Here is a 23,473-nt window from a genome sequence, read left to right on the forward strand (position 1 = left end):
GAAAGCAGCGCGCACCCTGACACGCGCATGCGTCCAGAGCGGCGCCCAAGAGGTGTGATCTGTCCCGGAGCAGCAGCGGGAGGCGTTGCGACGGAGCAGTGAGATCCACCGGCCCGGCGGCCGGTGGATCAGGCCGGCTAGGGTGTCCCGACGCAGTTCGCCGGTGCGTTCTCGACCGCGACGACCTCACTGACCAGGTCGCCTACCTGCGCCTTGACGGTGCAGGGCACGCGCTTGACGTGCAGCCGCCGCTCGGCCTCGAACTCGCCGTCGTCGCGATCGGCGCGGACCGAGAAGAGCTGGTCACCGGTCACCCCGTTGAGGATCGCGACGCGGTCGCGCGGCGCGGCCGAGCCCTCGACCTCCAGCTCACCGCGACGGGCCTTGCCGCGTTCCCCTTCGACGTCCCATTCGGCCTCCTCGATGACGGGGACCTCATCACCACCCTGCGGCGGACCCGGGTTGATGCGCGGGTCGTCCGCATCCCAGATCACCTCGTCCTTCTGGTAGCCGAGCACGGCGTAGTTCGGCGCGGGGCTGGTGACGGGCTCCAGTACCGGCATCCACTCGGGCACCTCGCAGTCCTCTTCGCCTTCCTCTTCGTCCTCGCATTCCTCGGCCTCCCAGGTCAGGTCGTCGTCGTCGAGGCCGGTGCCTTCCAGGGCCGCCTCTGAGTCGGCGGGCAGGAAGCAGACCACCGGGTTGTCCGCGTCGGCGTCCTCGTCGTCCTCGCACATGCTCGGCTCGAACCAGTTCAGCACCATCTCCTGGTCGCTCTCGCGGACATAATCCTCATCGCCGGCGATGTCGATGTCGGCCGTGCCGGCGACGATGTCCTCGTTATCGGTGCTCAGACCGAGGTGGATGAGCTTGTGGATGTTGTAGTACTTCCACTTGTAGACCGGCAGCGCGGCCATGCCCAGGGGCGTCTCCACGTACTGCTCTTTGGTCACCGGCACCTGCGTATCCAGAACGCCGCCCTCGACGTGGCATTGTGCGCAGCCACCGCCCTGAGCGCCGCCGAAGCGTCCACCGCTGCCCAATGCGTTCTGCTGCGGGTTCGGCACGATGCCGTGACCGCCCAGCGTGACGCCGTTGGAGAAGGCCGGGTAATTGCCCACCAACTGACCAATGATCTGCCGGATCTGGTCTTCGGGTACGCCCTGCCCCTGCAACTCCATGTTGAGCCCCATGCTCAGGAACAGCTTCATGAACTTGCCGTCGGGCAGCTTCATCGTCGCGACGTTCGACACATCGTCGAAGAAGGGGTACCAGTTGTACGTGGACGGCAGGAACATGGGCTGGTTGAAGCCCGTGAACTCCATCAGGCCGGCGTTGACGGCGCCCCCTGGAGGACCGTTCGGAAACATCGGTTCCTCATCGAACATCTTGAACAGGTAGGGCGCGAACTCGTCGATGACGCCATTGCCGTCCTGATCCGCATCGGATCCGGCCAGCGCCGAGCTCACGAGATAGTGCTCGTAGCCGTAGGCGGTCTTGCTGAAGTTCATCAGGTTCGGGAAGACCTGCATCATGGCCATGGTCTGCACGTCCGGCCGGTCCATGTCCATGAGGTTCCAGAGGATCGTCGTGCGGACCTCCTCGGGCGTCTGCCCCTGGACGATGCGGATGGTGGGATTGCCATCCTCGTCATTGACGTAGACGTCACCGAGCAGCCCCAGCGCCGAGAAGACCTCCGCGTTGCCGTACTTGCCGTCGTCGCTGCAGACGAAGGGCTCCATGCCGGGCAGCTGCAGGTTCGTGCAGTCCTCGGCCGTCGCAAAGAAGCGGTACATCGAATAGGCGTTATACGGGAAGTCCGCCTCGTTGGTCAGGTATTCGCCTTTGAAGAAGCGCCCGTCCATGACCATGCCGTTCGCCATCGGCTTGAACGGGGTGATTTTGGCGTTCTCGGCCCCGCGGATGGCCAATGACTGTGCCAGGAAGGAGGTCGAGCCGTTGAACCACATCAGCACCGGGTTGAGCCGGAAGGCCTCGAAGTCGGCATCGATGTCCTGCGGGTTGTCCTCTTCGGCAACCATGTGATCGAGCGTGATCAGCTTGGTGTCCTGTCCCTCGGTATTGCGGCCGAAGGAGACGTGGCCGCCGTGACCGTACACCGAGTAGGTGATGCCGCCGCTGCGGGTGATGTGGCAGGTCTCGCAGGCGATCTTGTCCAGGTGCGTCTGCGCGTGCACGCCGTTGGCCTCGCGCTGGGGCAACTGGTCCGGGTTGTGGCACTGCACACAGGTCAGGTGGGTCGGGTCTTCCGGATCGGGTGCTACACCCGGGGGCGGCGGAGGATAGTCCGCCGCGGCCAGATCGCCGCCGACCAAGTGTCCGCGCACGAACTTGTGCACGTCGTCCAGCCCGTCGTTGTCGTAGTCGCCATCCAGCGTCACATGACACGCGGTGCAGGTATTGTGCTCCGGGCAATTGGGGTTGTCAGCGCTCAGGCGTGGGTCCGGGAAGCAGACGTTGGCGTGGGCGTCGTAGCCGACCCGGAACAGGGTGCCGCGCTTGTAGCCGGTGCGGGCGTGCTCGTGGCAGCGCAGGCAAGCGTGCTCGTCGGTTTTGCCGACGGACAGCACCGCCTCGACCGAGCGGTCCTGGGCGACGGTGGGCCAGGGCGTCTCCGGAACGCCGTCACCGTCGAGGTCCTGCATCAGTTCCATGTCGGGCACGCCGTCACCGGTCACGTCGATCAGCTTGTCGGGTAGCCCATCGTGATCGTAGTCGGTGTTGTCACGGGAGAGCTTGCCGTAGCCCTCCGGCGTGGGCGACTCGTCGCCGGGCGCGCCGTAGCCGGCGACCTCGAGCGTGCCGCCGAGCGTCCAGTCGATGTCCTCGCGCACGGCCAGGTAGTGGTCGGCATGGCAGATCAGACAGTCCAGACCGCCGTCGACGAGATTGGTCGCGTTGGTGGCGGCCAGCTCCTGGGGCATTCCCATCTGCATGAACATGCTGGTGAACGCATCACCCATGGGCGGAATGAAGCGCCCGACGTGGCACTTGCCGCACTCGCCGAGGTTGACGTTGCTGTTGTAGTTGATCAGCGCCGTAGTCCCGGGCAGGCCGCAGGCGCGGTCCAGCGCGCCGTGGGCGCCGCCGCCCGGGAACAGGATGCGCGCATTGCCGCCCTGGACGCTGAAGTGAACGGAGCTTTTGAGCTGCGCAACGGCGTCTTCGTGACAAACGCCGCAGAGCTTCGTGGACAGGCTGACCTCCACGTCGTATTCGGGCACGCGGGCCACCTCGGCACCGTCGAGGGTGAGGATGTATTCGCCGCTGCCCTCGTCGAACGCGATGTATTGCGCGTGGCTTCCGGGCTGCTCGCCACCGCCGGGCGGACCTCCCTGACCACCGCCGGGGCCCGGCCCGGGGCCGCCTCCGCCGCCCTGCTGTGCCAGTGCCAGTGGCACGGCCATGAGCAGGATTGCCGCCGCGCCCAGCAGGCCTTTACGAGGAAATAAGTCACGCTTCATGACGTTCTCCATCCGTTATCGAGGTGTCCGACACTAAGTGCGAGGGACCAACTGAATCCCGGCCCCGCCGCTGATGGACCTTTTCCACGTGGCGGGTCAGGTTAAAGATAGACCTTTTTCCGGCGCTGTTGGCAGACGTCAGCAGCCGGTTCGACCTTCGCCGTCACGCATACTGCCAGATGAACAACCACCATCAGGTAGTCGTCGAGACCCCGAAGCGAATCTGACGAAGGGGATACGCCAGCTCAGCAGTGTTTAAGCCGAAGCCACAGGAAAAAGCAGATCTGAGCCCTCCCTGATGGCGCCCCCCGCATCTGCGGCTGCAACTGACGCTATGGCCTCGAAGATGCGGCGTGACGATGAAGAGCGAGATCAGAGTTTTCCCTATGGCGCCGTTGATTCCCTTGCGTGCATATGGCTCCAAGGATCACGGCAACCATAGTCATGGCGAGACGCTGTGATACTGACCCGAGTCAACAAGCAGGGCGACCCGAAGTCCATGCTCCAACCAAGCGAAATGTTCAGTGAAGGCCTTATAAAAAAGAGAATCCTTTGGCTTATTGAAATGCAGGTTATTCACTGCCAAATCAATAAGGGTATCGCGGTAAGCTTTAATACTATACAGCCGAGCTCGATTCCGGGCAGCAAGCCGCCACCAAGCAGCAGCAACTGGCCTTTGCCCAAGCCGAACCTCTGGCCAAGAAGAAAGTGACGCGCTGCAAGCGCAGCGTGGGCGAGATGGAGCAGGTCGTGCCGTCGGCGGCACTCCTGGAGAAACCGCGCCCTTACGACTACCCAAGCCGGGCCAGGTGCTGGGGCGCCCGCCCATGCGGTAGCCGCATACAGCCTTTAAATCAACCGCGTGGCATCTCATGCGCTCGCGTTCTGAGCCCCTGTTGGCGGCATACCGGGCGCCGTTGCCCATGTTGCGGACGCGGCCATGCCGGAGCAGCAGACCTGCTTCCGCATCTCCGCCGCAGTCCGCTCGCTGTCGCTGCGTGAGGTCTTCGCGCTGAGCGACGCGGCGGCGTTTGAACTGTTCCGCAGGGTCCGTTTGGGGGCCGCGTGGTATCCCGGCGTGTCCCGCCTGTGGCCGTCAGCGAGCAGGTGGTTGCCGCGTGCTGCGACCGCGCAGGAAGCGCAGCAGGCCGCCCGCCAGGGACAGCGGGCGCCGCAGCGTCTTTCGGGCCGTGAGCGCCGCGGTGACTTGGCCCATGAAGATGGCCAGCGGAAAGTTCCAAGGGCTGATGCAGGCGAAGACGCCGCGGCCATGCAGCGACAGGGTGTTGTACCACCTGGTCTGGTCCACCGGCGCCGAGGCATCAGCCAGCCGTTGCACGAACAAGCTGTTTGCGCCGTTCTCCAGCGTCCGGCGCAAGAGGTAGGGCAGCGGAGTCGCTTGGCTGCCGACCGGGTCGTAGGCGCGGCAGCGGACGCCGGCGTCAGCCAGCATCCGGCCGTGCAGCGACGCGCCTATGCGGCGCAGGCGCTGGAGCTCGCAGGGCCGGCCATCGCCATGACGAGCACGGCGGCGATGCTGTGGGCGCTGTGGGACGCGAGCTGGGGATCAATGTGGTCGGCGTGCGCGAACAGACCCTGGGCACAGGCGAGCGGCAGATACCCGGCTGGTGAGCGAGTGCTCCACCGTTAAGATCAATAGACTGGCACCGTTTTGGCGGAACAGGTGCATCCATCCCCGGCGCTGCGCGGGGTGGGCGAGGGGGGAGGCGCAACTTGGCCCGAGCCGACCCCATTGCGTCATCGCTGCGTGTCAGGCGTTCACTTAAAGTGTAAGATCGCGCGGTGAAATACGGCAACCAATCAGACACAGCGATGCCCGACGACTATGACAGCCCCTGGAAAGACATCCTGGACGGCTGGTTCCCGGACTTCGTGCGCTTCTTCTTCCCACACGCGGCGCTGGACATCGACTGGAGCCGCGGCTGTGAGCCGCTGGACAAGGAGCTGGCGCAGGTGGCGCAGGATGCCGAGCTCGGCCGCCGCTGTGCAGACAAGCTGATGAAAGTCTTCCTCGACAATGGCAGCGAGGAATGGCTGCTGGTCCACGTCGAGATCCAGGGGCAGCGCGATGGCGGCTTTCCGCGGCGGATGTTCACCTACGCTTATCGGCTCTACGATCGCTATGCCCGCGACATCGCGAGCTTCGCCGTGCTGGCGGACACAACACCGCACTGGCGTCCGAGGAGCTTCGAGGTCGGCCGCTGGGGCAGCCGGCTCGGCCTGCTGTTCCCGAGCGTCAAGCTGCTCGACTATGCTTCCGCGCAAGCCGAGCTGGAGGAAGAGGACAATCCGTTCGCCACCGTCGTGCTGGCGCACCTGGCAGCCCAGGCCACGCGCAAGGATGTGCAGGCGCGTTACACGCGCAAGCTCAAGCTGACGCGTCGGTTGTATGAGCGGGGGATGTCGAAGCAGCAGATCATCGACCTGTATCGCTTCATCGACTGGATCATGCGCTTGCCGGATGACTTGGAGCTCAGTTATACGAACGCGATTTTCGCCATCGAGGAGAGCCTGAGAATGCCCTATGTGAGTTTTGCTGAACGCCTCGGCGAGGCCCGCGGCGAGGCCCGCGGCGAGGCACTTGGCAGGGTTCGCGGCGCAGCGCTGCTTCTGCGCGATCAGCTGGAACAGCGTTTCGGCTACCTGCCTGAGGCGCTCGTCGCCAGCTTGGAGCAGGCCGACTCAGAGCAGCTCATGGACTGGGGCCGTCGCGTGCTGGGCGCGCAGACCCTCGACGACGTCTTCGGGGAACGCGACGGCTGAGCAACGGCGGTGGCTTCGCTGCCTCGCTGAGCCCGGCTCGGTCGCTGGACTGGGCTGTCCGGCGCGCCGGGAGGTCCAGGCCATGGCCAGCCTGCCGGCGCAGCCGTCGGCCCAGGCCTCAGCAGCCCGGTCTACTCCACCACCGCGACAGCCTGCGCTGAAACACCCGCGGCGGCACGCCCTCGTAGTGCGAGACGTCGTTGAAGACCTTGAGCCGCGCCCGGGTGACGCTCGCGAAGTCCAGGATGGTGAGCGCCGCCGGGCTCTGGTCGAGGCGGTCCCGATAGCCGCGTGCATCGAAGCCGAGCAGGCTGCTCACCAGCAGACGGTTGGTGCCCTTGTGCGACACCACCAGCACCGAGCGGCGCTCGTGCTCCTGCACGATGCGGCGCATCACCGGCAATGCTCTGGCCAGCACCTGGATACCGGATTCGCCGCCCGCCGGCGCGATGGTCAACGGGTCTTCCTGCCAGGCCTCGTACTCGGCGGGATTCTCGGTCTCGATCTCATCGCGGGTGCGGCCCTCCCAGTGGCCGTAATCGATCTCCCGCAGGTCCGGCTCCGTCAGCGGCTCCAGCCCATGCGGCGCGGCAATGATGCGCGCCGTCTCCAGCGTACGGCCCATGGGGCTCGCGTAGACGGCATCCAGGGTGTCGCAGCGCAGGCGCTGCGCCAGCGCCGTCACCTGGCGGCGGCCCTCTTCGGACAGAGGCACATCGGTGGCGCCGGCAAAGCGGTCCTCGGCGGTGAGCTCCGTGGCGCCGTGGCGAACAAGATAAATGCGGGTGGGCATGATGGTCTCGGCTCGGAAAGTCTGGCGGTGTGTCCGGAAATGCTGGCGGCGGAGGGTAACCGCAAGCGGCGGTGGGACGCAGCCCGACGCGCGCCCTGCGCCGCGTCGACCCCGCCGGGCGTCGGGCTTGGCGCCGGTGCAGCACGGCGCAAGGCGCGGGGGCGCCGCCGCGTACGCCGATCTCAGTCGGCCCCGGGGGCAGGCCCATTTCGGTGCGCCGAAGACATATGATCCCCCGGCCTCAGGACCTCCACAGCATTGCAGCAGCTTCCTGCCGGCCAAGTGCCGGGCACGCCGTCCAGGATGCAGCCGAGATCCAGCTCGATCTCGTCGGCAGCGGCTGGCGCACAGGGGCAGGTCGCGATCAGTCTGACGGGCTCGCCGAGGCCTGTGCGTCGCCGGCGGGGATCATGCTCCGGCCGGGTGTACCGGGCAGCCGCGGCAGGGTGATCTCCGGGAGCTCGCCGGTCAGCGCCTTCAGGAAGGCCACCAGGTCCGCCGCCTGTGCGTTGCTCAGGTCCTTGCCGAGCTGGGTCTTGGCCATGACGCGTACGGCCTCGTCCAGCGTCACCGGGCACGGGAGCGGGCCGTCAGCAGCACAAGATTGGATGGCCGCATGATGATCGCCGTCTGGGCAGGTGTGGGCCGGCGTAGACCAGGCATCAGCGACGCGCGGTCGCGCCCGTCGCCGCTGGCTCCAACTGACCAACCTGCGCCGCTTGCGCCGCCAGGTGCTGGCGCAGGCCCTTGATGGTCGGGTTACGCTGTCCCTAATCCGACCGACTGCCTCCCTGCGCCGCCAGCAGCCGCGCCAGCACCTGCACCAGGTGCAGGGGCCGGTGCCGGGTGTGGGCGCGGATCTGCTGTCGGCAGGAGAAGCCGTTGGCGATGACGGTGGTGGTGTCCGATTGTGCCGCGAGTTGCGGCAGCAGCTCCTGCGCCGCCATGCGGCGGGCGAGGTCGGCGTGCTCGCGCTCCAGACCGAAGGTGCCGGCCATGCCGCAGCAGCCGGTGTCCAGGAGCCGGAAGTCGAGCTCGGGCACGAGCTTCAGCACCTTGCGCAGGGGCTTCATGCCGCCGACGGCCTTCTGGTGGCAGTGGCCATGTACCAGCACCCGGCCCGGATCGGCGACGCTCCCGGCGCTCCCGCCTGAGCCGGGATGGGAGCCGGGATGGGAGCCGGGACCCGAGCCGGCAGCGCCGGCCGTCTCGGCGCTGCCGCCATCGCCCGCCGGCCGCAGGGGCAGGTCGAGGCGCTTGGCCATGATCTCCTTGGCGAGCAGCTCCTCCAGCAGCAGGGCGCGGCCGGCGACCTCCTCCGCCGCGGCGCCGAGCCCGAGGGTCAGGGCCTCGTCCCGCAGGCCGAGCAGGCAGGAGGGCTCCAGGCCGATGATCCAGCGCCCGGCCTGCGCATGCGGGAGCAGGGCGGCGACGGTGCGCCCGGCTTCTGTCTTTGCCTGGGCGACCAGGCCCTGGGCGAGGTCCGTGCGTCCGCAGCACAGGGGGCGGTCGGGCGCTGCATCGCCGGCCGCGGGCGTGGCGTGCAGCACGCGGTAGCCGGCGGCCCCGAGCACGCGCGCCGCGTCGCGGGCGATGTCCGGCTCGAAGTGGCGGCAGAAGCAGTCGGTGAGCAGCACCAGCTCCGGGCGGCCGGCATCGCCGGCGTCCGGCGACTGCGATGCGGTCGACGCCTCGCGAAACGGCTCTGCGGCCGGCTCCGGCAGCGGCACCTCGGCGGCGACGCCGAGCAGGCGCTCGCCGAGCCTCGCCAGCCAGTGGTGCCGGTTGCGCGCCCTGATGAGGTGCCGGGCGGCGGCGCGGTGGCGGTGCAGCCAGCGCGGCAGTCCGGCGAAGAGGCGCGCGCGCAGCCCGACACCGTCGCGCCGGGCGCGCTGGGCCAGGTATTCGGTCCTGATGAGCGCCATGTCGACATTGCTCTCGCACTCGCGCTTGCAGCCCTTGCAGCCGATGCAGAGGTCCATGGCGCGGGCCAGCTCGGGCTCGGCCAGCGCGGCGTCCAGCAGGCCGGTGTCGCCGTCGGTGTTGAGGGCGGCCTTGAGCAGACGCACGCGCCCGCCGGTGGAGAGCGCCGGGTCGCCGGTGACCCGGTAGCTCGGGCACATGACGCCCTTGCCGGTCTGCGCCTCGCACCGGCGGCTGTTGATGCAGACGGCGACGGCCTTGGCGAAGTCGCCGCCGTGCTTGGGAATGTCGGCATAGGCGTCGCCCATGCCGGCGTCCTCATAGGCGGACCAGTCCAGGTAAGTCTTCATGCCATCAGCGTCCGCAGCCCAGCGATGTCCCGGGTGGTCAGCAAAATGCACGCCAGGCCTGGCCACAGCCAGGCGTGCGGGGCCTGACCGGGTGGGTGCTGATCCCGCTCCGCGGCATCAAGGCGGCCGATGTGCGGCCTGTCCGCCCTCGGCTTGCTATGGGGCGGGCCGCGGCTCGATACCAGGCAAAGGCCGATGGGCGACTCGGGGCGCAGGTGCAACAGTGCCCGTCCGAGGGGGTGGCTCGGCGTTGCCGCCGCTCCCGCCCAAGCCATCGCAACCGGGAGTCGGCTCATGCAGACGACGTTGTTCTCATGCCCGCATGCCACCATCGGCGCAGGGGCTGGTGCCGCATCACCTGGCTCGGCCCTGGGGCGGCCACACGGAGATGGGCTGCGTCGGGCGTTGTACGGCATCCGTCGCTGCGGGCTGCGCGCGGGCCTCTTGTGGGCGGCGCTGCTGCTCGCAGGCTGCGCCGGGCTGCCGGAGATTGGTCTGTTCATGCAGCCGGCGCAGCGCACCGACCGCTTTGTGCTGCCGGACCCGGACACCGATGTCGTGGGACAAGTCCAGTACGTGGTGGCCCGCGACGAAGACACCTTGCCGGACTTCGCCCGCCGCTACGGGCTGGGTTACGACGAAATCGTCGCGGCCAATCCGGATGTGGACCCCTGGCTGCCGGGGGCAGGCACCCGTGTGGTGCTGCCGACCCGCTTCGTGCTGCCGGATGCCCCGCGCGAGGGCATCGTGCTGAACCTGCCGGCGCTGCGGCTCTTCTACTATCCGCCGGTGGAGGAGGGCGAGCCGCGCGTGGTGGTCACGCATCCCGTCGGCATCGGCCGCGAGGGCTGGCGCACGCCCGTCGGGCGCATGCGCATCATCCAGAAGACGGAGAACCCCGCCTGGCGGCCGCCGGCCTCCATCCGCCGCGAGCACGCCAAGCGCGGCGACCCGCTGCCGGCGGTGGTGCCGGCGGGGCCGGACAACCCGCTCGGCAGCCATGCCATGCGCCTGAGCCGCCCGAGCTACCTGCTGCACGGCACCAACAAGCCCTATGGCGTCGGCATGCGCGTGAGCCACGGCTGCGTGCGGCTGTATCCGGAGGATATCTCACGCCTGTTCGCGGAGGTGCCCGTGGGTACCGACGTGCACATCGTCAATCAACCCTATCTTGCCGGCTGGCAGGACGGTGTGCTGCACCTGGAGGCCCATGCGCCGCTCGCCGAGGACGCCAAGCGCTGGCAGGGGAGCCTCGCCCCCATGGAGAAGGTCCTGCGATCCGCCAGTACGGATGCGCCGGATGCCGTCGACTGGGAGCAGGCGCAGACGGTGGCGCGCGCCGCCCGCGGGCTGCCCGTGCCCGTCGGCGCCGGGAGCCCGGACCCGGATCAGGTCATCGCCGCTGCGCGTCGGGCGCCGCGGGTGCCGCCCTGGGCGGAGCCGCTGCCGCAGCCCGATTGAGCCGGAGACTGATCGTCGCCTGGGCTCGGCCGGGTCCCACCGGACGCGGCAGACGCAGCTCGGCAGGATGCGGCGACGACGGGCGTCGGGCAGTGTATGGTCAGGGCATCGCTCATAAAGCGCCGGCCCTGCCATCACGGAGCCTTGCATGATCATCGGCATCCCCACCGAGACCAAACCCCAGGAGCGGCGGGTCGCCGCGGTGCCCGCCATGGTGCATGACCTGGTGGAGCAAGGGCATCGGGTACTGGTGCAGGCGGGCGCCGGGCAGGGTGCCGGTATCACGGATGCGCAGTTCGCCGCCGCCGGTGCGGAGTTGGTTGCGGATGCCGCGGCGGTGTGGCGTGACGCGGCGCTCATCGTCAAGGTCAAGGAGCCGCTGCCGGAGGAATATCCGCTGCTCCGCCCGGGCCAGGTGCTCTTCACCTATTTCCACCTCGCCGCGAGCCGGACGCTCACCGACGCACTGCTCGCCAGCGGCGCCCATTGCTTCGCCTACGAGACGTTGACGGTGGACGGCCGACTGCCGCTGCTCGCCCCCATGAGCGAGGTCGCCGGGCGCATGGCGGTGCAGGCGGGTGCCTTTTACCTGGAGGCCCACAACGGCGGCCGCGGCCTGCTGCTGGGCGGCGTGGCCGGCGTGCTGCCGGCCAAGGTGCTCATCATCGGCGGCGGCAGCGTCGGCACCGAGGCCGCGAAGATGGCCGCCGGGCTCGGCGCGAACGTGATCGTCATGGACATCGACCTGGACCGCCTGCGGCATCTGGCGGACATCCTCCCCGCCAACGTCACGACGCTGGCCAGCAGCCGTCACGCGCTGCGCGAGCTGCTGTCGGGGGCGGACCTGGTCATCGGCGCCGTGCTGGTGAGCGGCGCCCGGGCGCCGGTGCTGCTCCGCCGCGCCGATCTGGCCCTGATGCAGGACGACGGACCGGTGCTGGTGGACGTGGCCATCGACCAGGGCGGCTGCTTCGAGACCAGCCGGCCCACCACCCACGCGGAGCCGACTTACGTGGTCGATGGCGTCGTGCACTACTGTGTGGCCAACATCCCCGGGGCCGTGCCGCGCACCGCGACCTTCGCCCTCACCAATGCCACCAAGCCCTATGTGGAGCTGCTCGCTGGGCTGCTGGACGAGGGCGGGCCAGCCGCCGCCGCGGCGCATCCCGTTCTGGGCACCGCGGCCAACGTGCTGGCGGGTGAGCTGACGCAGCCGGCGGTGGCGGCGGCCTTCGGGCTGCCTTGGCGGGCACCGGCGGAGGTCTTGCCTTAGGGAGAGCGGCGGGTGCATGCAACCGTGCGTCCGCGCAGCCGGGCGCGCTCAGGACCGCACGAGAGCCGGTGCTGCTGTGGGAGCGGCGTCCCCGCCGCGACGAGCCCTCGGTCGCGGCGGAGCGGGACAGGTCTCACGCACCTGGCCGAGGGCGTCCATAAGGGCTGCATATACTCGTTCTGATGCAATCGAGCGGGTCGTCTTGTTTTCGCGGCTTCGCGCCTTCGCGTGAGCCAACTGGAGGTCCACCATGAGCACATCAGCCAGCATGCGCGGCGTCCTCCTGACCGGCCACGGTGGACTCGACAAGCTCGAGGTCCGCGACGACATCCCGGTGCCGGCGCCCAGGCGGGGGGACGTGCTGATCCGCGTCGGCGCCGCCGCTGTCAACAACACCGACATCAACACCCGCATCGGCTGGTACTCCAGGCGCCACGCGCCGGGCGAGGAGGGCGTTGCCGACGATGCCAGCTGGGGCGGCAAGCCGCTCGATCTGCCCCGCATCCAGGGCATCGACGTCTGCGGCGAGATCGTTGCGGTGGGCGTCGGCGTGGCGGCGGCGCGCATCGGTGAGCGGGTCCTGGTGGAGCCCTGCCTGCGGGAGGCCGGCGGGCAGCCGCTGGACCCGCCCTGGTACCTGGGCTCCGAGTGCGACGGCGGCTTCGCGGAATACGTCGTCGTTGCAGCGCGGCATGCGCATCGCATCGACAGCCCCCTCACCGATGTGGAGCTGGCCTCTTTTCCCTGTTCCTACTCGACGGCCGAAAACCTGCTGCACCGCGCCGGGCTCGCCGCCGGCGAGCGGGTGCTGATCACCGGCGCCTCCGGCGGCGTCGGCTCGGCGGCCATCCAGCTCGCCCGGCTGCGCGGAGCGGAGGTGATCGCGGTCACCAGGCCGGCCAAGGCCGAGGCGCTGCGGGCGCTGGGCGCGGCGCACACGCTGTCACGCGACGACGCGCCGGCGGCGGCGCTCGGCGCCGGCAGCGTCGATGTCGTCGTGGATCTGGTGGGGGGCGACGGCTTCCCGGGGCTGCTGGAGGTGCTGCGGCCCGGCGGTCGCTATGCGACTTCCGGCGCCATCGCCGGTGCGCTGGTGACCCTGGACCTGCGCACGCTCTACCTCAAGGACCTGACCATGCTCGGCTGTACGGCGCTGGATGCGGCGGTCTTCCCGGCGCTGGTGGGCTACATCGCGCAGGGGCGATTGCGGCCCCTGGTGGCCGGGACCTTCCCGCTCGCGGAGATCGCCGCGGCGCAGACGGCGTTCCTCACGAAGCAGCACGTGGGCAAGCTGGTGCTCAGGGTCGCGGCGGTGACCTGACTATCTGGCCACCGGCCGGGCCGGGTCCCGAATCCATTCACTCCAGGAGCCGGCGTAGAGCCGTGAGCCGGCGAGGCCCGCCAGCTCCATGGCGAACAGGTTGTGGCAGGCGTTGACGCCGGAGCCGCAGCTGTGGCCGACCCGCGCCGGTGGGGTGTCGCCGAGCGCCGCCGTGAAGCGCTCGCGCAGGGCCTCAGGCGGCAGGAAGCGGCCGTCTGCGTCCAGGTTGCCGGTGAAGGGCAGGTTGATGGCGTCCGGGATGTGTCCCGCCACCGGGTCGATGGGCTCCTGCTCGCCGCGGAAGCGCTCGGGCGCACGGGCGTCGATGACCTGCACCCTGCCGTTCGGGAGCGCCGCCGCCAGGGCGTCCGTGCTGATCCAGCGATTGTCGTCCGGCTCTGGGGTGAAGACAGCCGGGGTCGGCGCCGGCACCTCGGTGGTGAGCGTGCCGCCCGCCGCCTGCCAGGCCCGCAGCCCACCGTCCAGCAGCCCGACACGGGTGTGCCCGAGCCAGCGCAAGAGCCACCACAGCCGCACGGCGAAGGCGCCACCCATGTCGTCGTAGACCACGACCTCGGACGCATCGCCCACGCCGCAGCGCCGGAGCCAGTGCGCCAGCCCGGCGGCGTCCGGCAGGGGATGACGACCGCTGGTGGGCGTGATGGGGCCGGACAACTGGGCATCCAGGTGCGCATACAGTGCCCCCGGCAGGTGACCGGCGGCGTAGGCCCGCGCGCCGGCCTCCGGGTCCGCCAAGGAGAAACGGCAGTCGAACAGCACCAGACATCGCTCCCCCAGGCGCTGCCGGAGCACTTCTGCCGGGACGAGCATCGGTTGCGGCGTGCTGTTCATGCTGGGCTGAGATCGCGGGCGTTGGCGGCCTCGGGGCCGGATGTGGGCCGTCGGGTCGACGGGGTTGTCCATTGTCCGCTGTGCGGTGAGTGGTGCAAGTCCCTTTGCCTGTGGCGCCGGCTCGATGGGCCGGCTGCGGTGGGTCGGGCGCGGCCTTGCCGGCTCGGCCCGGCCGCGGGACACCGTTGCGTCGTAGAGAAAAGACGACAGCAGAAGCCTTTTCGCCGCTGAGTACGCAGCGAAGATGCGTGGTATAGGTTACACTGTCTTTGATTCGCAACAACTGAGCTGGAATCGGCCGCAGAGCGTCAATTCCTCCAAAGCTGTTGATTGGGATCAGGAGCGTCGTAAAGGATCAACGCGAAGCCCGCGGGTTACCCGCACAGTGCCGGAGGTGCGGCAGGTTGTATGCGATGGTACAGATGCAACGCTGTGGTCAAGGCTTGTGCGCATGCACCCGCAGCTCGGTGTCGGCGGCAAGGTTGGTCGGTGGCAATGCCCGCGGCGGCAGCGCAGCGGGGGCGGCGCGCGCCGCGGGTATGCCACCGCACAGGGGCTTGGGTCGTGCGTGCTCCGGCGCCGAATCGATCGGCCGGCGCCGGGGGACGTGCGGCCCATCTTGATTGGCTGACCTGTGCGGTGACGGGCGCCGCGGCTGTGGTCGCCTGATCGAGCGCGCCTGCCGTCAAAGAAAATCACCGAGCTTCATGCCATGCCCGCTGTCGCGGTATGCCGCCTGCGCCAGGAACAGCTCTGCGGCGGAGAGAGCGTCGCTGAGCGCGTTGTGGGCACCATGGCGGGGCAGATTGTAGCGCTCGCACAGCGCGTGCAGGCGCAGGTCGGACCCCTTGAACGGAATCTGCCGGCGCTCCAGCAGGCGGCGGGCGACGGATTGGGTGTCCACGGCGCGGATCAGCAGCCCCACACCCCAGAGTTGCTTGCAGGCGGCGCTCAGAAAGCCGAGCTCGATGCGTGCATGGTGCGCAATCAGCACCCGGCCGGAGAGCTCCCACAGCAGCTCCGGCAGCACGTGCGCCAGGTCCAGCCCGGTGGCGGCCTCGTCGTCGGTGATCTGGTGGATCACGGCGCTCTCGGCCGGGATCGCGCCCTCCACCCGCAGCAGCCGATGACGGGCCGTGCCGAGCCGGATGCGCTGCCCCGCCACGACCACCCAGCCGATGCTCAGGATCTGATCCTTACGGGCGTCGAGTCCGGTGGTCTCCAGGTCCACAGCGACGTACTCCACGCTGCGATAGTCGCGGCTCGGCTGCGGCAGGGGCCAGGCGAAATAGTCCCGCAGCGGGCAGTCGGGAAGCCGCCGGAAGCGCGCGAGCCGGCGCTGCTCCAGCAGGAAGCCGCTCATGCGCGTGCGGGCCGATGTGCAGGTCGCTCAGCCTGTGCGCCGGACACCGTGGCAGGCGCACGGCCGGCGTGCGGCATTCCAGGCGGCATCCCGGCCGGCATCGCGGGTGACCCTCAGGCGAAGCGCCCCGCCTGGTAGCGCTGACCGAGGGACTCCTGCATGGTGCTGATGAGGGCGAAGGCGTCCTTCAGATGGCCGCGCTCCAGCGGCGACAGGTCGTCGGGTGAGAGGAAGTTGTTCGCTTTCTCGCCGCGCTTCAGCTGGGCTGCCTGGTGGCGCATGCGCAGGGTACCGATGAACTCGTAGGCGTCCACCAGGTTGTCGGCGCCGTCGGCACTGAGGGCGCGGGCGGCGCCGGCGGCGCGCAGGCGCTCCGGCGTGTTGATCTCGTCCAGGCCGGCGGACAGGGCGTAGACCCGCGCCAGATCCACGATGGGCACGATGCCGCGGTGCTTGACGTCGAAGGTGTGGTCGTGCTCGCCGCCGCGGATCAGTACGAACTTGCGGAAGAAGCCCAGCGGCGGCCGATGCTTGAGCGCATTGGCGGCCATATAGGCGATGTAGATGGTCTCCTTCTTCGACATCGTGTGAATGCGCTCGGCGAGCTCGCCGAACAGTCCCTCGGGGTCATGGATGGGCCGCAGGTCGAAGAAGACGCTGGAGAGCATCAGCGCCATGGGCTCCGGGCGCTTGATCCAGGTATTGAAGTACTTGGTCCAGATCTTGAGCGGCTGGCGCCATTTGTCATTGCTGGCCATGACGTTGCCGGGACAGTAGACGTAGCCGCAGGCGTTCAGACCGTCATTGACCCGGCGCGCCAGCTGCTTGAAATAGTCGTCGTCGTCGGGCTTCAGATGGTCGGCAATGAGCAGCGCATTGTCCTGGTCGGAGTGCGAGGACTGCTCGCGCCGGGCCTGGGAGCCGCCGGCCATCCAGCTGTAGGGCACCGGAGGTGCGCCGAGCTCGGCTTCCGCCAGCTCCAGCAGCCGCAGGGTAATGGCATCGGTGATCGCGGTGATGGCCTGGCCGATCTGGCTGGCCGTGGCCCCGGAGTGCACCAGCTGGATCTGGAGCTCCGGGAGTCGTTTGCTGATGGTTGCGAGGGTCTCCACCGACTCCGCCTTGCGGATGTCGCCCACCAGGTACACGGCATTGGCGCTCTGCACCCGCACCAGGTCCGACGTGGAGACGACGCCGCGCACGCCCGTCTCGTCAAGCACCGGCAGGTGGTGCACATTGAGCCGCGACATGGTGATCAGCGCCTCGAAGCCCAGGGTGTCGGCGCGCACCGTGTGCAGGCGCTCGGTCATAATCCGGCGCACCGGCTCCTCCGGCGACAGGCCGGCGGCGAGGCAGCGGTTGCGCAGGTCCCGGTCGGTGATCATGCCGACCAGCCGGCCCTCGTCCACCAGGACCAGGGACGACACCCTGGCCTCGCTCATGATGCGCGCGGCGTCGCGGATGCTGATGTCCGGGCCGCCCTGCGTCACCGGCCGGCTCAGCAGATCCCCCACCTGGACGGTCATCAGCGCCGTGCCGGCGGTGTCGTCCTTCATGGTGTCCAGCGCGCGGCGCATGCGGTCGGACATGGAGGCGTCGAAGTGCGCCGCGAAGGCCGAGTGCGCTTCCCGCAGCCGGTCCAGCTCGGCGCAGGGGAGCAGGTAGGCGAGGGTGTCCTCGGCGGTCTTGCCGGACAGGTCCGCCATGCCGGCGCCGCACGGCGACGGGCACAGATCCCCTTCGGCGAGCTTGCTGATCAGATTGCCCTCGGCGTCGCGCATCTCGACGGCGCCGCGGCGCAGGATATAGAGACAGGGCGTGTCGTCATCGTCGGGCGGAAAGGGGCTGCCCCGGCGCAGATAGCGCACCGCGAGCCGTTGCGGCAGGGCGTCCAGGGCATCGGCGGGAAGTCGGTCGAAGGGGGCGTGGCTCGCCAGGAATTCGCGGATCTCGATGAGCTCGACGTCCATTGCTGCCTCGTTTTGGTGGGCCGGCACAGACCGCCGCCGGGACCCGCGCACCATAACCCAATCGCAGCCCTGCGGCATCCGGTGGAGCTGCGTTGGGTCAAGTGCCCCCGCACGCACGGGCAGGCAGCTTCCAGGGCGCAAGCCGAGCCTTGATCCTAGGTCCCCGGCAGCACTGCATCCGCTGGTCGCAATGACCCGCCGCCTGTCTCAATACGCCCGCCGTCGTCGTCGAAACGTGGCCATGATCACTATACTTGCAGGCGTCAACACGACCGCGTGAATGCGATTGCCGGGAATTGCGGCAGCCTGTCCAGCGATCTTCGTTCATTATCCGATGGAGTGGTCGAGCCATTAGCGATTGTCATTGACGCGCAGCCATGGCTCGGCGATGGCAAGCACCGCTGCATCCCATGGGGAGCGGCTTGCATGACAAGGAGCCCGGGTTGGGCCTTGAGCCCCGGGCTGGGTCATCAGCTCGGGGCGAGTCATGTGCCTGCGGTAAGCGGGTAAAGGTTTGCGGCCGCGGCACTGGCTTGCCCAGGCATGGAGTACCAGGTCGTTCGACACGGCGCCGATGCAGCGGCGTATCCACTAAAGACGGAGGGGAGGCATGACCATCTCATTGTCCGACGTGCTGATCCATATCGATGAAACCCTGAGTGCGCAGCGGCGCCAGGCGGTGGAGGAGGACCTGCGCGCCATCGACGGCGTTGTCAGCGTGAAGATGCCGGACGACCGGCCGCATCTGACGCTGGTGGAGTATGTGAGCGATAAAGTGGATGCCCAGCGCCTGCTGGCGGCTGTGCTGGGCCAGGGAGTGCATGCGGAGCTGGTCGGACTCTGAGCAGCCGGCCGTGCGCTGAGCCGTCGGCGGTCGGCAGGCTGCTCGCCGTCCGCCGCCGCGCCCTGTGCAGCGGCAGCATCCGGCAGGACAGTTGGATGCGGCGCCGCCTGCGTGACGGCGGGCACGCAGGCCCTGCCGCCGTCATCCGCACGTCACACAAGCCCGTTAGCCTCCGGGCGAGACACGGCCCGGAGGTGCCCCTAATGAATCACCAGCGGCGGCCCCTGTGGCCGTTGTTTCTCATATTTCTGCGCCTTGGGCTCACGAGCTTCGGCGGTCCCGTTGCACACCTCGGCTATTTCCACAGCGAGCTGGTCACGCGCCGGCGCTGGCTTACGGCCTCGGCCTACGCGGATCTGGTGGCTTTGTGTCAGTTCCTGCCGGGGCCCGCCAGCAGCCAGGTGGTCATGGGCCTCGGGCTCGCCCGGGCCGGTGTGCCGGGCGCCCTGGTGGCCTCGCTGGGCTTCACGCTCCCGTCACTGGCGCTGATGATCGGCGCGGGCTACGGGGTGTTGGCCTTGGGCGCGGACCTCGGCGACGCGGCCTGGGTCCACGCCCTCAAGCTGGTGGCCACGGCCGTCGTGGCCCAGGCCGTCTGGGCCATGGCCGGCCGGCTGTGCCCGGACCGCGTGCGCGGCACCGTCGCGCTGGGCGCAGCGGCACTGCTGGTGATCTGGCCGGTGCCCATGGCCCAGCTGCTGGCCATCGCGGCCGGCGCTCTGGTGGGGCTCAGGTATTGCCGGCAGGACACGGCGCCTGGCGCCGCGGAGGTGCTGCCCCTCGGTCTCGGCCGGCCGGCCGCGGCGGGGCTGCTCCTGGCGTTTGCGCTGCTGCTGGTGCTGGTACAACTGCCCGCGGGGCTTGTCCCGCTGCCCGGCTGGGACCTGTTCGCCGCGATGTATCGCGCGGGGGCGCTGGTGTTCGGCGGCGGTCATGTGGTGCTGCCGCTGCTGGAGGCGGAGACGGTGCGCACGGGCTGGGTCGGTGCCGACGCCTTCCTTGCAGGCTATGGCGCGGCGCAGGCGTTGCCGGGCCCGCTGTTCGCCTTCGCGGCCTTCCTCGGCACCGTGCAGGGGCCGGTGCCGCATGGCTGGCTCGGCGGTCTGCTGGCCATCGCTGCCATCTTCCTGCCGTCGTTTCTGCTGGTGTTCGGTGTGCTGCCGTTCTGGCTGAGCCTGCGCCGGTCAGCCGCAGCGCAGGCGGCGCTGGCGGGGGTCAATGCCGCCGTGGTGGGGCTGTTGCTGGCGGCGCTCTATGACCCTGTCTTCACGGGCGCCGTGCGCGATGGGCGCGACATGGCGGCGGTGCTCGCCGCCTTCGCGCTGCTGCAGTGGTGGCGGGTGCCGGCCTGGGCACTGGTGCTGACGGCGGGCGGCGGGGCGGCGCTGCTCGCTGCGCTGTAATGGGCGCCGGAACGGGCCGGAGCGTCAGGATTGCGCGAGACCGGGCGCGGCCCCGGGCCCTATGCAATCAGGGCATGGTCAGTGCGGCGGGCTCGGCGTCCGGTACGAAGCTGAGTACCTTGCCGTTGATGCAGTAGCGCTTGCCGGTGGGCGGCGGACCGTCGTTGAACACATGGCCCAGGTGGATGCCGGAGCTGGCGCTGCGCACCTCGGTGCGGCGCATGCCGTGGGAATTGTCCGGGTGCAGGGTAATGGCGCCGTCCACGGGCTGGAAGAAGCTGGGCCAGCCGGTGCCGCTCTTGAACTTGGCGTTGGTGCGGAAGAGCGGTGCACCGGTGATGGGGTCCACGAACACGCCCGGGCGGGTCTCGTCCAGGTGCGAGCCGGTGAAGGGCCGCTCCGTGCCCTGCTCGAAGGCGATGCGCCGCTGCTCCGGCGACAGGATGCGCTGCCCCAGCCAGGCCCAGAACCGCGCCGCATCGCCCTTGTAGCCGGTGTAGCGCGAGACCTCCCGGCCGTCCTCGAACAGCACCGTGGTGGGCGTGGCGAACAGCGCCTTGTCGAGATCCCAGCCCGCCGGCGACTTGGTGGCGTAGGTGGTGGCCACGGGCACGCTGGATGACCAGTCATCCAGCACCTCAGCGCGGAAGCGCTCGCAGAACGGGCAGTCCTCGGCCTCGAAGACGATGAGCTGGCGGGCCCGGCTCAGCTCTGCGGCGTTCAGGGGCTTGGGCAGCGTGCGGGCGGGCTCGCCGGGGTAGGCGACGTTGGTGCCGCCCAGGCCGCAGTAGCCGTTCGGGTTCTTGACCAGGTAGTCCTGATGATAGCGCTCGGCGCGATTGTAATGCCGCAGTGGCGCGATCTCCGTGGTGATGGGGCCATAGCCCGCGGTGCGCAGCGCCTGCTGATAGGCAGCGCGGGTCTCGACGGCGATCGCGCGCTGCTCGGGGCGCGTGAAATAGATGGCGCTGCGGTAGTTGGTGCCCACGTCGTTGCCCTGGCGGTCGCCCTGGGTGGGGTCGTGGTTCTCCCAGAAGGCGATCAGTACCTCGCGCAGTGAGACCTGGTCCGGGTCGAAGGTGACCCGGACCACCTCGGCATGGTTGCGCTGGTCGCTGCGCCCGCGCTGGATGGCACGCTCCAGGCGCAGCACGTCCTGGTAGCCCGCTTTGGCCGCGTCGCCGCCGGCATAGCCGGACTCCACGTCCAGGACGCCGGGGACGGCCGCCATGCGCTTCTCGGCGCCCCAGAAGCAGCCCATGCCGAGCACGATGGACTCGGTGTCGGCCTTGGCCTGCACGGGCGCGGCGACGGCGAGGAGCAGGAAGGTGAGGATTGGGAGCGTGACTCTGTGCATTTCGGAACCTGTCGGTGGGGTGGTTGGCGCCTACCCCCTGAGACCGGCCGGGACGCGGATTCGTTTCCGTCCTCGGGCGAGCGCATCACACCGGCCCGGCTGTGGGCGGCGCCGCGTCGCCCGGCGCGTCCACCCACTCGTAGAGCTCCGGTGCGGCTTGATCACAGCGGGCACAGGTGCCGCAGACGCTGCCGGCGGGGAGCTTGCGCACCCGGCCCTTGCGCTCCAGGGTCGCGAGCATGCCACGCAGCGCATGCATGTCGGCGTCGAAGCGGTGCGCCATGTCCTGCAGCGACACCCTTCGGTGCTCGGCAAGGTAGTCACGGAGCTCGGCGAGGATCATCTGTGGCCTGAGGCTGTGCAACGGCTGCGGCATCCGAAAGGATAAGGGTGGCGCATCCGCAGCACAAAAAAAGCCCCGCGGATGCGGGGCGAGAAGATCGGCGTGCGGGGGCGGTTGCCCGCCCCGGCGCGGTTCTCAGTGGCCGGTGGCCTCGCCGGCGCCGCGCGGCACGCGCACATCCTCCACCAGATGCTGAATGTGCTCCGGCGGTGGTGCGGTGACGGCGGCGACGATGAAGGCGACGACGAAGTTCACCAGGGCGCCCACGGCACCGAAGGCGTTCGGCGAGATGCCGAAGAACCAGTCCGGACCCATGCCCATCTCGGGCATCAGGAACTCCGTGCCCGGGATGAAGAAGATCCCCTTGTGCTGGAACACGTACAGCAGCGTCACCGTGATGCCCGCCAGCATGCCGGCGATGGCACCCGTGTTGTTCATCTTCTTCATGAAGATGCCCATCATGAGCGCCGGGAAGATACTCGACGCCGCAAGACCGAAGGCGATGGCCACGGTGCCCGCCGCGAAGCCGGGTGGATTGAGCCCCAGATAACCGGCGGCGATGATGGCGACGATCATCGAGATGCGCCCTGCCATGAGCTCGTTCTTCTCGCTGATGCCCGGCATGAACACGCCCTTCAGCAGGTCATGGGAGATGGCCGAGCTGATGGCGAGCAGCAGGCCGGCCGCCGTGGACAGCGCCGCCGCGAGGCCACCGGCCACCACCAGGGCGATGACCCAGTTGGGCAAGCCTGCGATCTCCGGGTTGGCGAGCACCATGATGTCGCGGTCGACGCTGACCATCTCGTTGCCGGCCCAGCCGTAGGATTCGGCCTGCTCCGCGAACTCGGGGTTCTCGTCGTTGTAGTACTGGATGCGGCCGTCGTCGTTCTTGTCCTCCCAGACCAGAAGGCCCGTGGTCTCCCACTTCTTGAACCACTCCGGGCGATCTTCGTAGAGCAGGTTGCCTTCCTCGCTGCCCACCGGACCCACCTGGATGGTGTCCATGAGGTTCAGTCGCGCCATGGCACCGACGGCGGGCGCCGTGGTGTAGAGCAGCGCGATGAACACCAGCGCCCAGCCTGCGGAGTAGCGGGCGTCCTTGACCTTGGGCACCGTGAAGAAGCGGATGATGACGTGCGGCAGGCCGGCGGTGCCGATCATGAGCGACAGCGTGTAGACGAACATGTTCAGCGAGCTGCCCATGACCTGCGTGGTGTACTCCTTAAAGCCCAGATCGGTGACCACCTGGTCGAGCTTGCCGAGCAGGGTCATGCCGGTCTGCGCGCCGTCTTCGACGTAGCCGGCACCGAGGCCGATCTGCGGCAGCGGAACGCCGGTGAGGGTGAGGGAGATGAAGATGGCCGGGATGGTGTAGGCCAGGATCAGCACGACGTACTGGGCGATCTGCGTATAGGTGATGCCCTTCATGCCGCCGAGCACGGCATAGATGGCGACGATACCCATGCCGATGTAAAGGCCCATTTCGTAGCTCGTCTCAAGGAAGCGCGAGAAGGCCACGCCGATGCCCTTCATCTGACCGATGACGTAGGTGATGGAGGCCAGGATCAGGCAGATGACAGCGACGATGCGCGCCGTCTGCGAGTAGTAGCGGTCGCCGATGAACTCGGGCACCGTGAACTTGCCGAACTTGCGCAGGTAGGGCGCCAGCAGCAGCGCGAGCAGCACATAGCCGCCGGTCCAGCCCATCAGGAAGACGGAGGCCCCGTAGCCGTTGAAGGCGATGAGCCCCGCCATGGAGATGAAGGATGCAGCAGACATCCAGTCGGCGGCGGTGGCCATGCCGTTGGCCACGGGGTGAACGCCCTTGCCGGCGACATAGAACTCGCCGGTGGTTCCTGCGCGGGCCCAGATTGCGATGCCGATGTACAGCGCGAAGGTGAAGCCGACGACCGAATAGGTCCAGATATCGAGATTGGTCATGGTTCAGGTG

At 68.8% G+C, this 23,473-nt stretch carries 17 protein-coding genes and 1 pseudogene; 6 read left to right on the plus strand and 12 right to left on the minus strand.

All coding sequences use genetic code 11. The features are described from left to right. Positions 1-137 precede the first annotated feature (137 nt). From QZ607_RS05250 to QZ607_RS05260, 3 genes and pseudogenes are all read right to left on the minus strand, one after another. A complete protein-coding gene (locus QZ607_RS05250; RefSeq protein WP_295880446.1) occupies positions 138-3,485 on the minus strand; it encodes a hypothetical protein in 3,348 nt (1,115 codons plus the stop codon). 1,096 nt (positions 3,486-4,581) lie between these two features. Continuing rightward, positions 4,582-4,824, minus strand: a complete 243-nt coding sequence (locus QZ607_RS05255) for an aldehyde dehydrogenase family protein (RefSeq protein ID WP_295880692.1) — start codon at positions 4,822-4,824, stop codon at positions 4,582-4,584. A 3-nt stretch (positions 4,825-4,827) separates the two neighbouring features. Further along, positions 4,828-4,986: pseudogene (locus QZ607_RS05260) on the minus strand (proline dehydrogenase family protein); the annotation flags it as partial. A gap of 332 nt (positions 4,987-5,318) precedes the next feature. On the opposite strand from QZ607_RS05260, the gene QZ607_RS05265 reads away from it, so the two are divergent. Further along, positions 5,319-6,269 (plus strand): cytosolic protein, encoded by a 951-nt coding sequence (locus tag QZ607_RS05265; protein WP_295880448.1) that lies wholly within the window; start codon positions 5,319-5,321, stop codon positions 6,267-6,269. Between the two features lie 118 nt (positions 6,270-6,387). Here QZ607_RS05265 and QZ607_RS05270 read toward each other — a convergent pair whose 3' ends face one another. The 3 genes from QZ607_RS05270 to QZ607_RS05280 all read right to left on the minus strand — a co-directional run bounded on the left by QZ607_RS05270 (position 6,388) and on the right by QZ607_RS05280 (position 9,335). Then, entirely contained in the window at positions 6,388-7,062 is a 675-nt protein-coding gene (locus QZ607_RS05270; RefSeq protein ID WP_295880450.1) for a histidine phosphatase family protein, read from the minus strand. A 364-nt stretch (positions 7,063-7,426) separates the two neighbouring features. Continuing rightward, positions 7,427-7,633, minus strand: a complete 207-nt coding sequence (locus QZ607_RS05275; protein WP_295880453.1) for a hypothetical protein — start codon at positions 7,631-7,633, stop codon at positions 7,427-7,429. A 199-nt stretch (positions 7,634-7,832) separates the two neighbouring features. Next, the gene (locus QZ607_RS05280; RefSeq protein WP_295880455.1) at positions 7,833-9,335 is read right to left on the minus strand and encodes a 4Fe-4S dicluster domain-containing protein; all 1,503 of its coding nucleotides are present in this window, start codon (positions 9,333-9,335) and stop codon (positions 7,833-7,835) included. A 294-nt stretch (positions 9,336-9,629) separates the two neighbouring features. Here QZ607_RS05280 and QZ607_RS05285 point away from each other — a divergent pair, with 294 nt between their 5' ends. The 3 genes from QZ607_RS05285 (at position 9,630) to QZ607_RS05295 (ending at position 13,390) form a co-directional block, all read left to right on the plus strand. Next, entirely contained in the window at positions 9,630-10,796 is a 1,167-nt protein-coding gene (locus QZ607_RS05285) for a L,D-transpeptidase family protein (protein ID WP_295880457.1), read from the plus strand. A gap of 148 nt (positions 10,797-10,944) precedes the next feature. Next, positions 10,945-12,069, plus strand: a complete 1,125-nt coding sequence (gene ald, locus QZ607_RS05290; RefSeq protein ID WP_295880460.1) for an alanine dehydrogenase — start codon at positions 10,945-10,947, stop codon at positions 12,067-12,069. A gap of 250 nt (positions 12,070-12,319) precedes the next feature. Then, positions 12,320-13,390 (plus strand): alcohol dehydrogenase family protein, encoded by a 1,071-nt coding sequence (locus tag QZ607_RS05295; protein ID WP_295880462.1) that lies wholly within the window; start codon positions 12,320-12,322, stop codon positions 13,388-13,390. On the opposite strand, the gene QZ607_RS05300 is transcribed toward QZ607_RS05295, so the two are convergent. The 3 genes from QZ607_RS05300 to QZ607_RS05310 form a co-directional block, all read right to left on the minus strand. Beyond that, positions 13,391-14,221 (minus strand): sulfurtransferase, encoded by an 831-nt coding sequence (locus tag QZ607_RS05300; protein ID WP_295880463.1) that lies wholly within the window; start codon positions 14,219-14,221, stop codon positions 13,391-13,393. Between the two features lie 706 nt (positions 14,222-14,927). After that, complete coding sequence (locus QZ607_RS05305) at positions 14,928-15,605, minus strand: exonuclease domain-containing protein (protein WP_295880466.1); 678 nt, start codon at positions 15,603-15,605, stop codon at positions 14,928-14,930. A 113-nt stretch (positions 15,606-15,718) separates the two neighbouring features. Further along, a complete protein-coding gene (locus tag QZ607_RS05310) occupies positions 15,719-17,575 on the minus strand; it encodes a putative nucleotidyltransferase substrate binding domain-containing protein (protein ID WP_295880469.1) in 1,857 nt (618 codons plus the stop codon). 610 nt (positions 17,576-18,185) lie between these two features. Between QZ607_RS05310 and QZ607_RS05315 the strand changes: the two genes are divergently transcribed. Both QZ607_RS05315 and chrA read left to right on the plus strand, forming a co-directional pair. Continuing rightward, positions 18,186-18,419, plus strand: a complete 234-nt coding sequence (locus tag QZ607_RS05315) for an ATP-binding protein (protein ID WP_295880470.1) — start codon at positions 18,186-18,188, stop codon at positions 18,417-18,419. Positions 18,420-18,622: 203 nt separating this feature from the next. Then, positions 18,623-19,822 carry a chromate efflux transporter gene (gene chrA / locus QZ607_RS05320; RefSeq protein ID WP_295880471.1) on the plus strand — a complete coding sequence of 400 codons (1,200 nt, stop codon included), beginning with the start codon at positions 18,623-18,625 and terminating at the stop codon, positions 19,820-19,822. A gap of 67 nt (positions 19,823-19,889) precedes the next feature. On the opposite strand, the gene msrA is transcribed toward chrA, so the two are convergent. The 3 genes from msrA to QZ607_RS05335 all read right to left on the minus strand — a co-directional run bounded on the left by msrA (position 19,890) and on the right by QZ607_RS05335 (position 23,463). Then, entirely contained in the window at positions 19,890-21,179 is a 1,290-nt protein-coding gene (gene msrA, locus QZ607_RS05325) for a peptide-methionine (S)-S-oxide reductase MsrA (RefSeq protein ID WP_295880473.1), read from the minus strand. An 85-nt stretch (positions 21,180-21,264) separates the two neighbouring features. Continuing rightward, positions 21,265-21,555, minus strand: a complete 291-nt coding sequence (locus QZ607_RS05330) for a FeoC-like transcriptional regulator (RefSeq protein WP_295880475.1) — start codon at positions 21,553-21,555, stop codon at positions 21,265-21,267. Between the two features lie 102 nt (positions 21,556-21,657). Further along, the gene (locus QZ607_RS05335) at positions 21,658-23,463 is read right to left on the minus strand and encodes a sodium:solute symporter family protein (protein ID WP_295880476.1); all 1,806 of its coding nucleotides are present in this window, start codon (positions 23,461-23,463) and stop codon (positions 21,658-21,660) included. Positions 23,464-23,473 lie beyond the last annotated feature (10 nt).

This window comes from uncultured Thiohalocapsa sp., from assembly GCF_913063425.1.
GTDB lineage: Bacteria > Pseudomonadota > Gammaproteobacteria > Chromatiales > Chromatiaceae > Thiohalocapsa.

What these genes read in the sequence shown, in the direction of transcription:
- QZ607_RS05310 (WP_295880469.1), bottom strand. Translation starts at nt 17,575, where the DNA reads ATGGACGTCGAGCTCATCGAGATCCGCGAATTCCTGGCGAGCCACGCC.
- chrA (WP_295880471.1), top strand. Translation starts at nt 18,623, where the DNA reads ATGAATCACCAGCGGCGGCCCCTGTGGCCGTTGTTTCTCATATTTCTG.
- QZ607_RS05300 (WP_295880463.1), bottom strand. Translation starts at nt 14,221, where the DNA reads ATGCTCGTCCCGGCAGAAGTGCTCCGGCAGCGCCTGGGGGAGCGATGT.
- msrA (WP_295880473.1), bottom strand. Translation starts at nt 21,179, where the DNA reads ATGCACAGAGTCACGCTCCCAATCCTCACCTTCCTGCTCCTCGCCGTC.
- QZ607_RS05335 (WP_295880476.1), bottom strand. Translation starts at nt 23,463, where the DNA reads ATGACCAATCTCGATATCTGGACCTATTCGGTCGTCGGCTTCACCTTC.
- QZ607_RS05315 (WP_295880470.1), top strand. Translation starts at nt 18,186, where the DNA reads ATGACCATCTCATTGTCCGACGTGCTGATCCATATCGATGAAACCCTG.
- QZ607_RS05250 (WP_295880446.1), bottom strand. Translation starts at nt 3,485, where the DNA reads ATGAAGCGTGACTTATTTCCTCGTAAAGGCCTGCTGGGCGCGGCGGCA.
- QZ607_RS05285 (WP_295880457.1), top strand. Translation starts at nt 9,630, where the DNA reads ATGCAGACGACGTTGTTCTCATGCCCGCATGCCACCATCGGCGCAGGG.
- QZ607_RS05265 (WP_295880448.1), top strand. Translation starts at nt 5,319, where the DNA reads ATGCCCGACGACTATGACAGCCCCTGGAAAGACATCCTGGACGGCTGG.
- QZ607_RS05270 (WP_295880450.1), bottom strand. Translation starts at nt 7,062, where the DNA reads ATGCCCACCCGCATTTATCTTGTTCGCCACGGCGCCACGGAGCTCACC.
- ald (WP_295880460.1), top strand. Translation starts at nt 10,945, where the DNA reads ATGATCATCGGCATCCCCACCGAGACCAAACCCCAGGAGCGGCGGGTC.
- QZ607_RS05330 (WP_295880475.1), bottom strand. Translation starts at nt 21,555, where the DNA reads ATGCCGCAGCCGTTGCACAGCCTCAGGCCACAGATGATCCTCGCCGAG.
- QZ607_RS05305 (WP_295880466.1), bottom strand. Translation starts at nt 15,605, where the DNA reads ATGAGCGGCTTCCTGCTGGAGCAGCGCCGGCTCGCGCGCTTCCGGCGG.
- QZ607_RS05295 (WP_295880462.1), top strand. Translation starts at nt 12,320, where the DNA reads ATGAGCACATCAGCCAGCATGCGCGGCGTCCTCCTGACCGGCCACGGT.
- QZ607_RS05280 (WP_295880455.1), bottom strand. Translation starts at nt 9,335, where the DNA reads ATGAAGACTTACCTGGACTGGTCCGCCTATGAGGACGCCGGCATGGGC.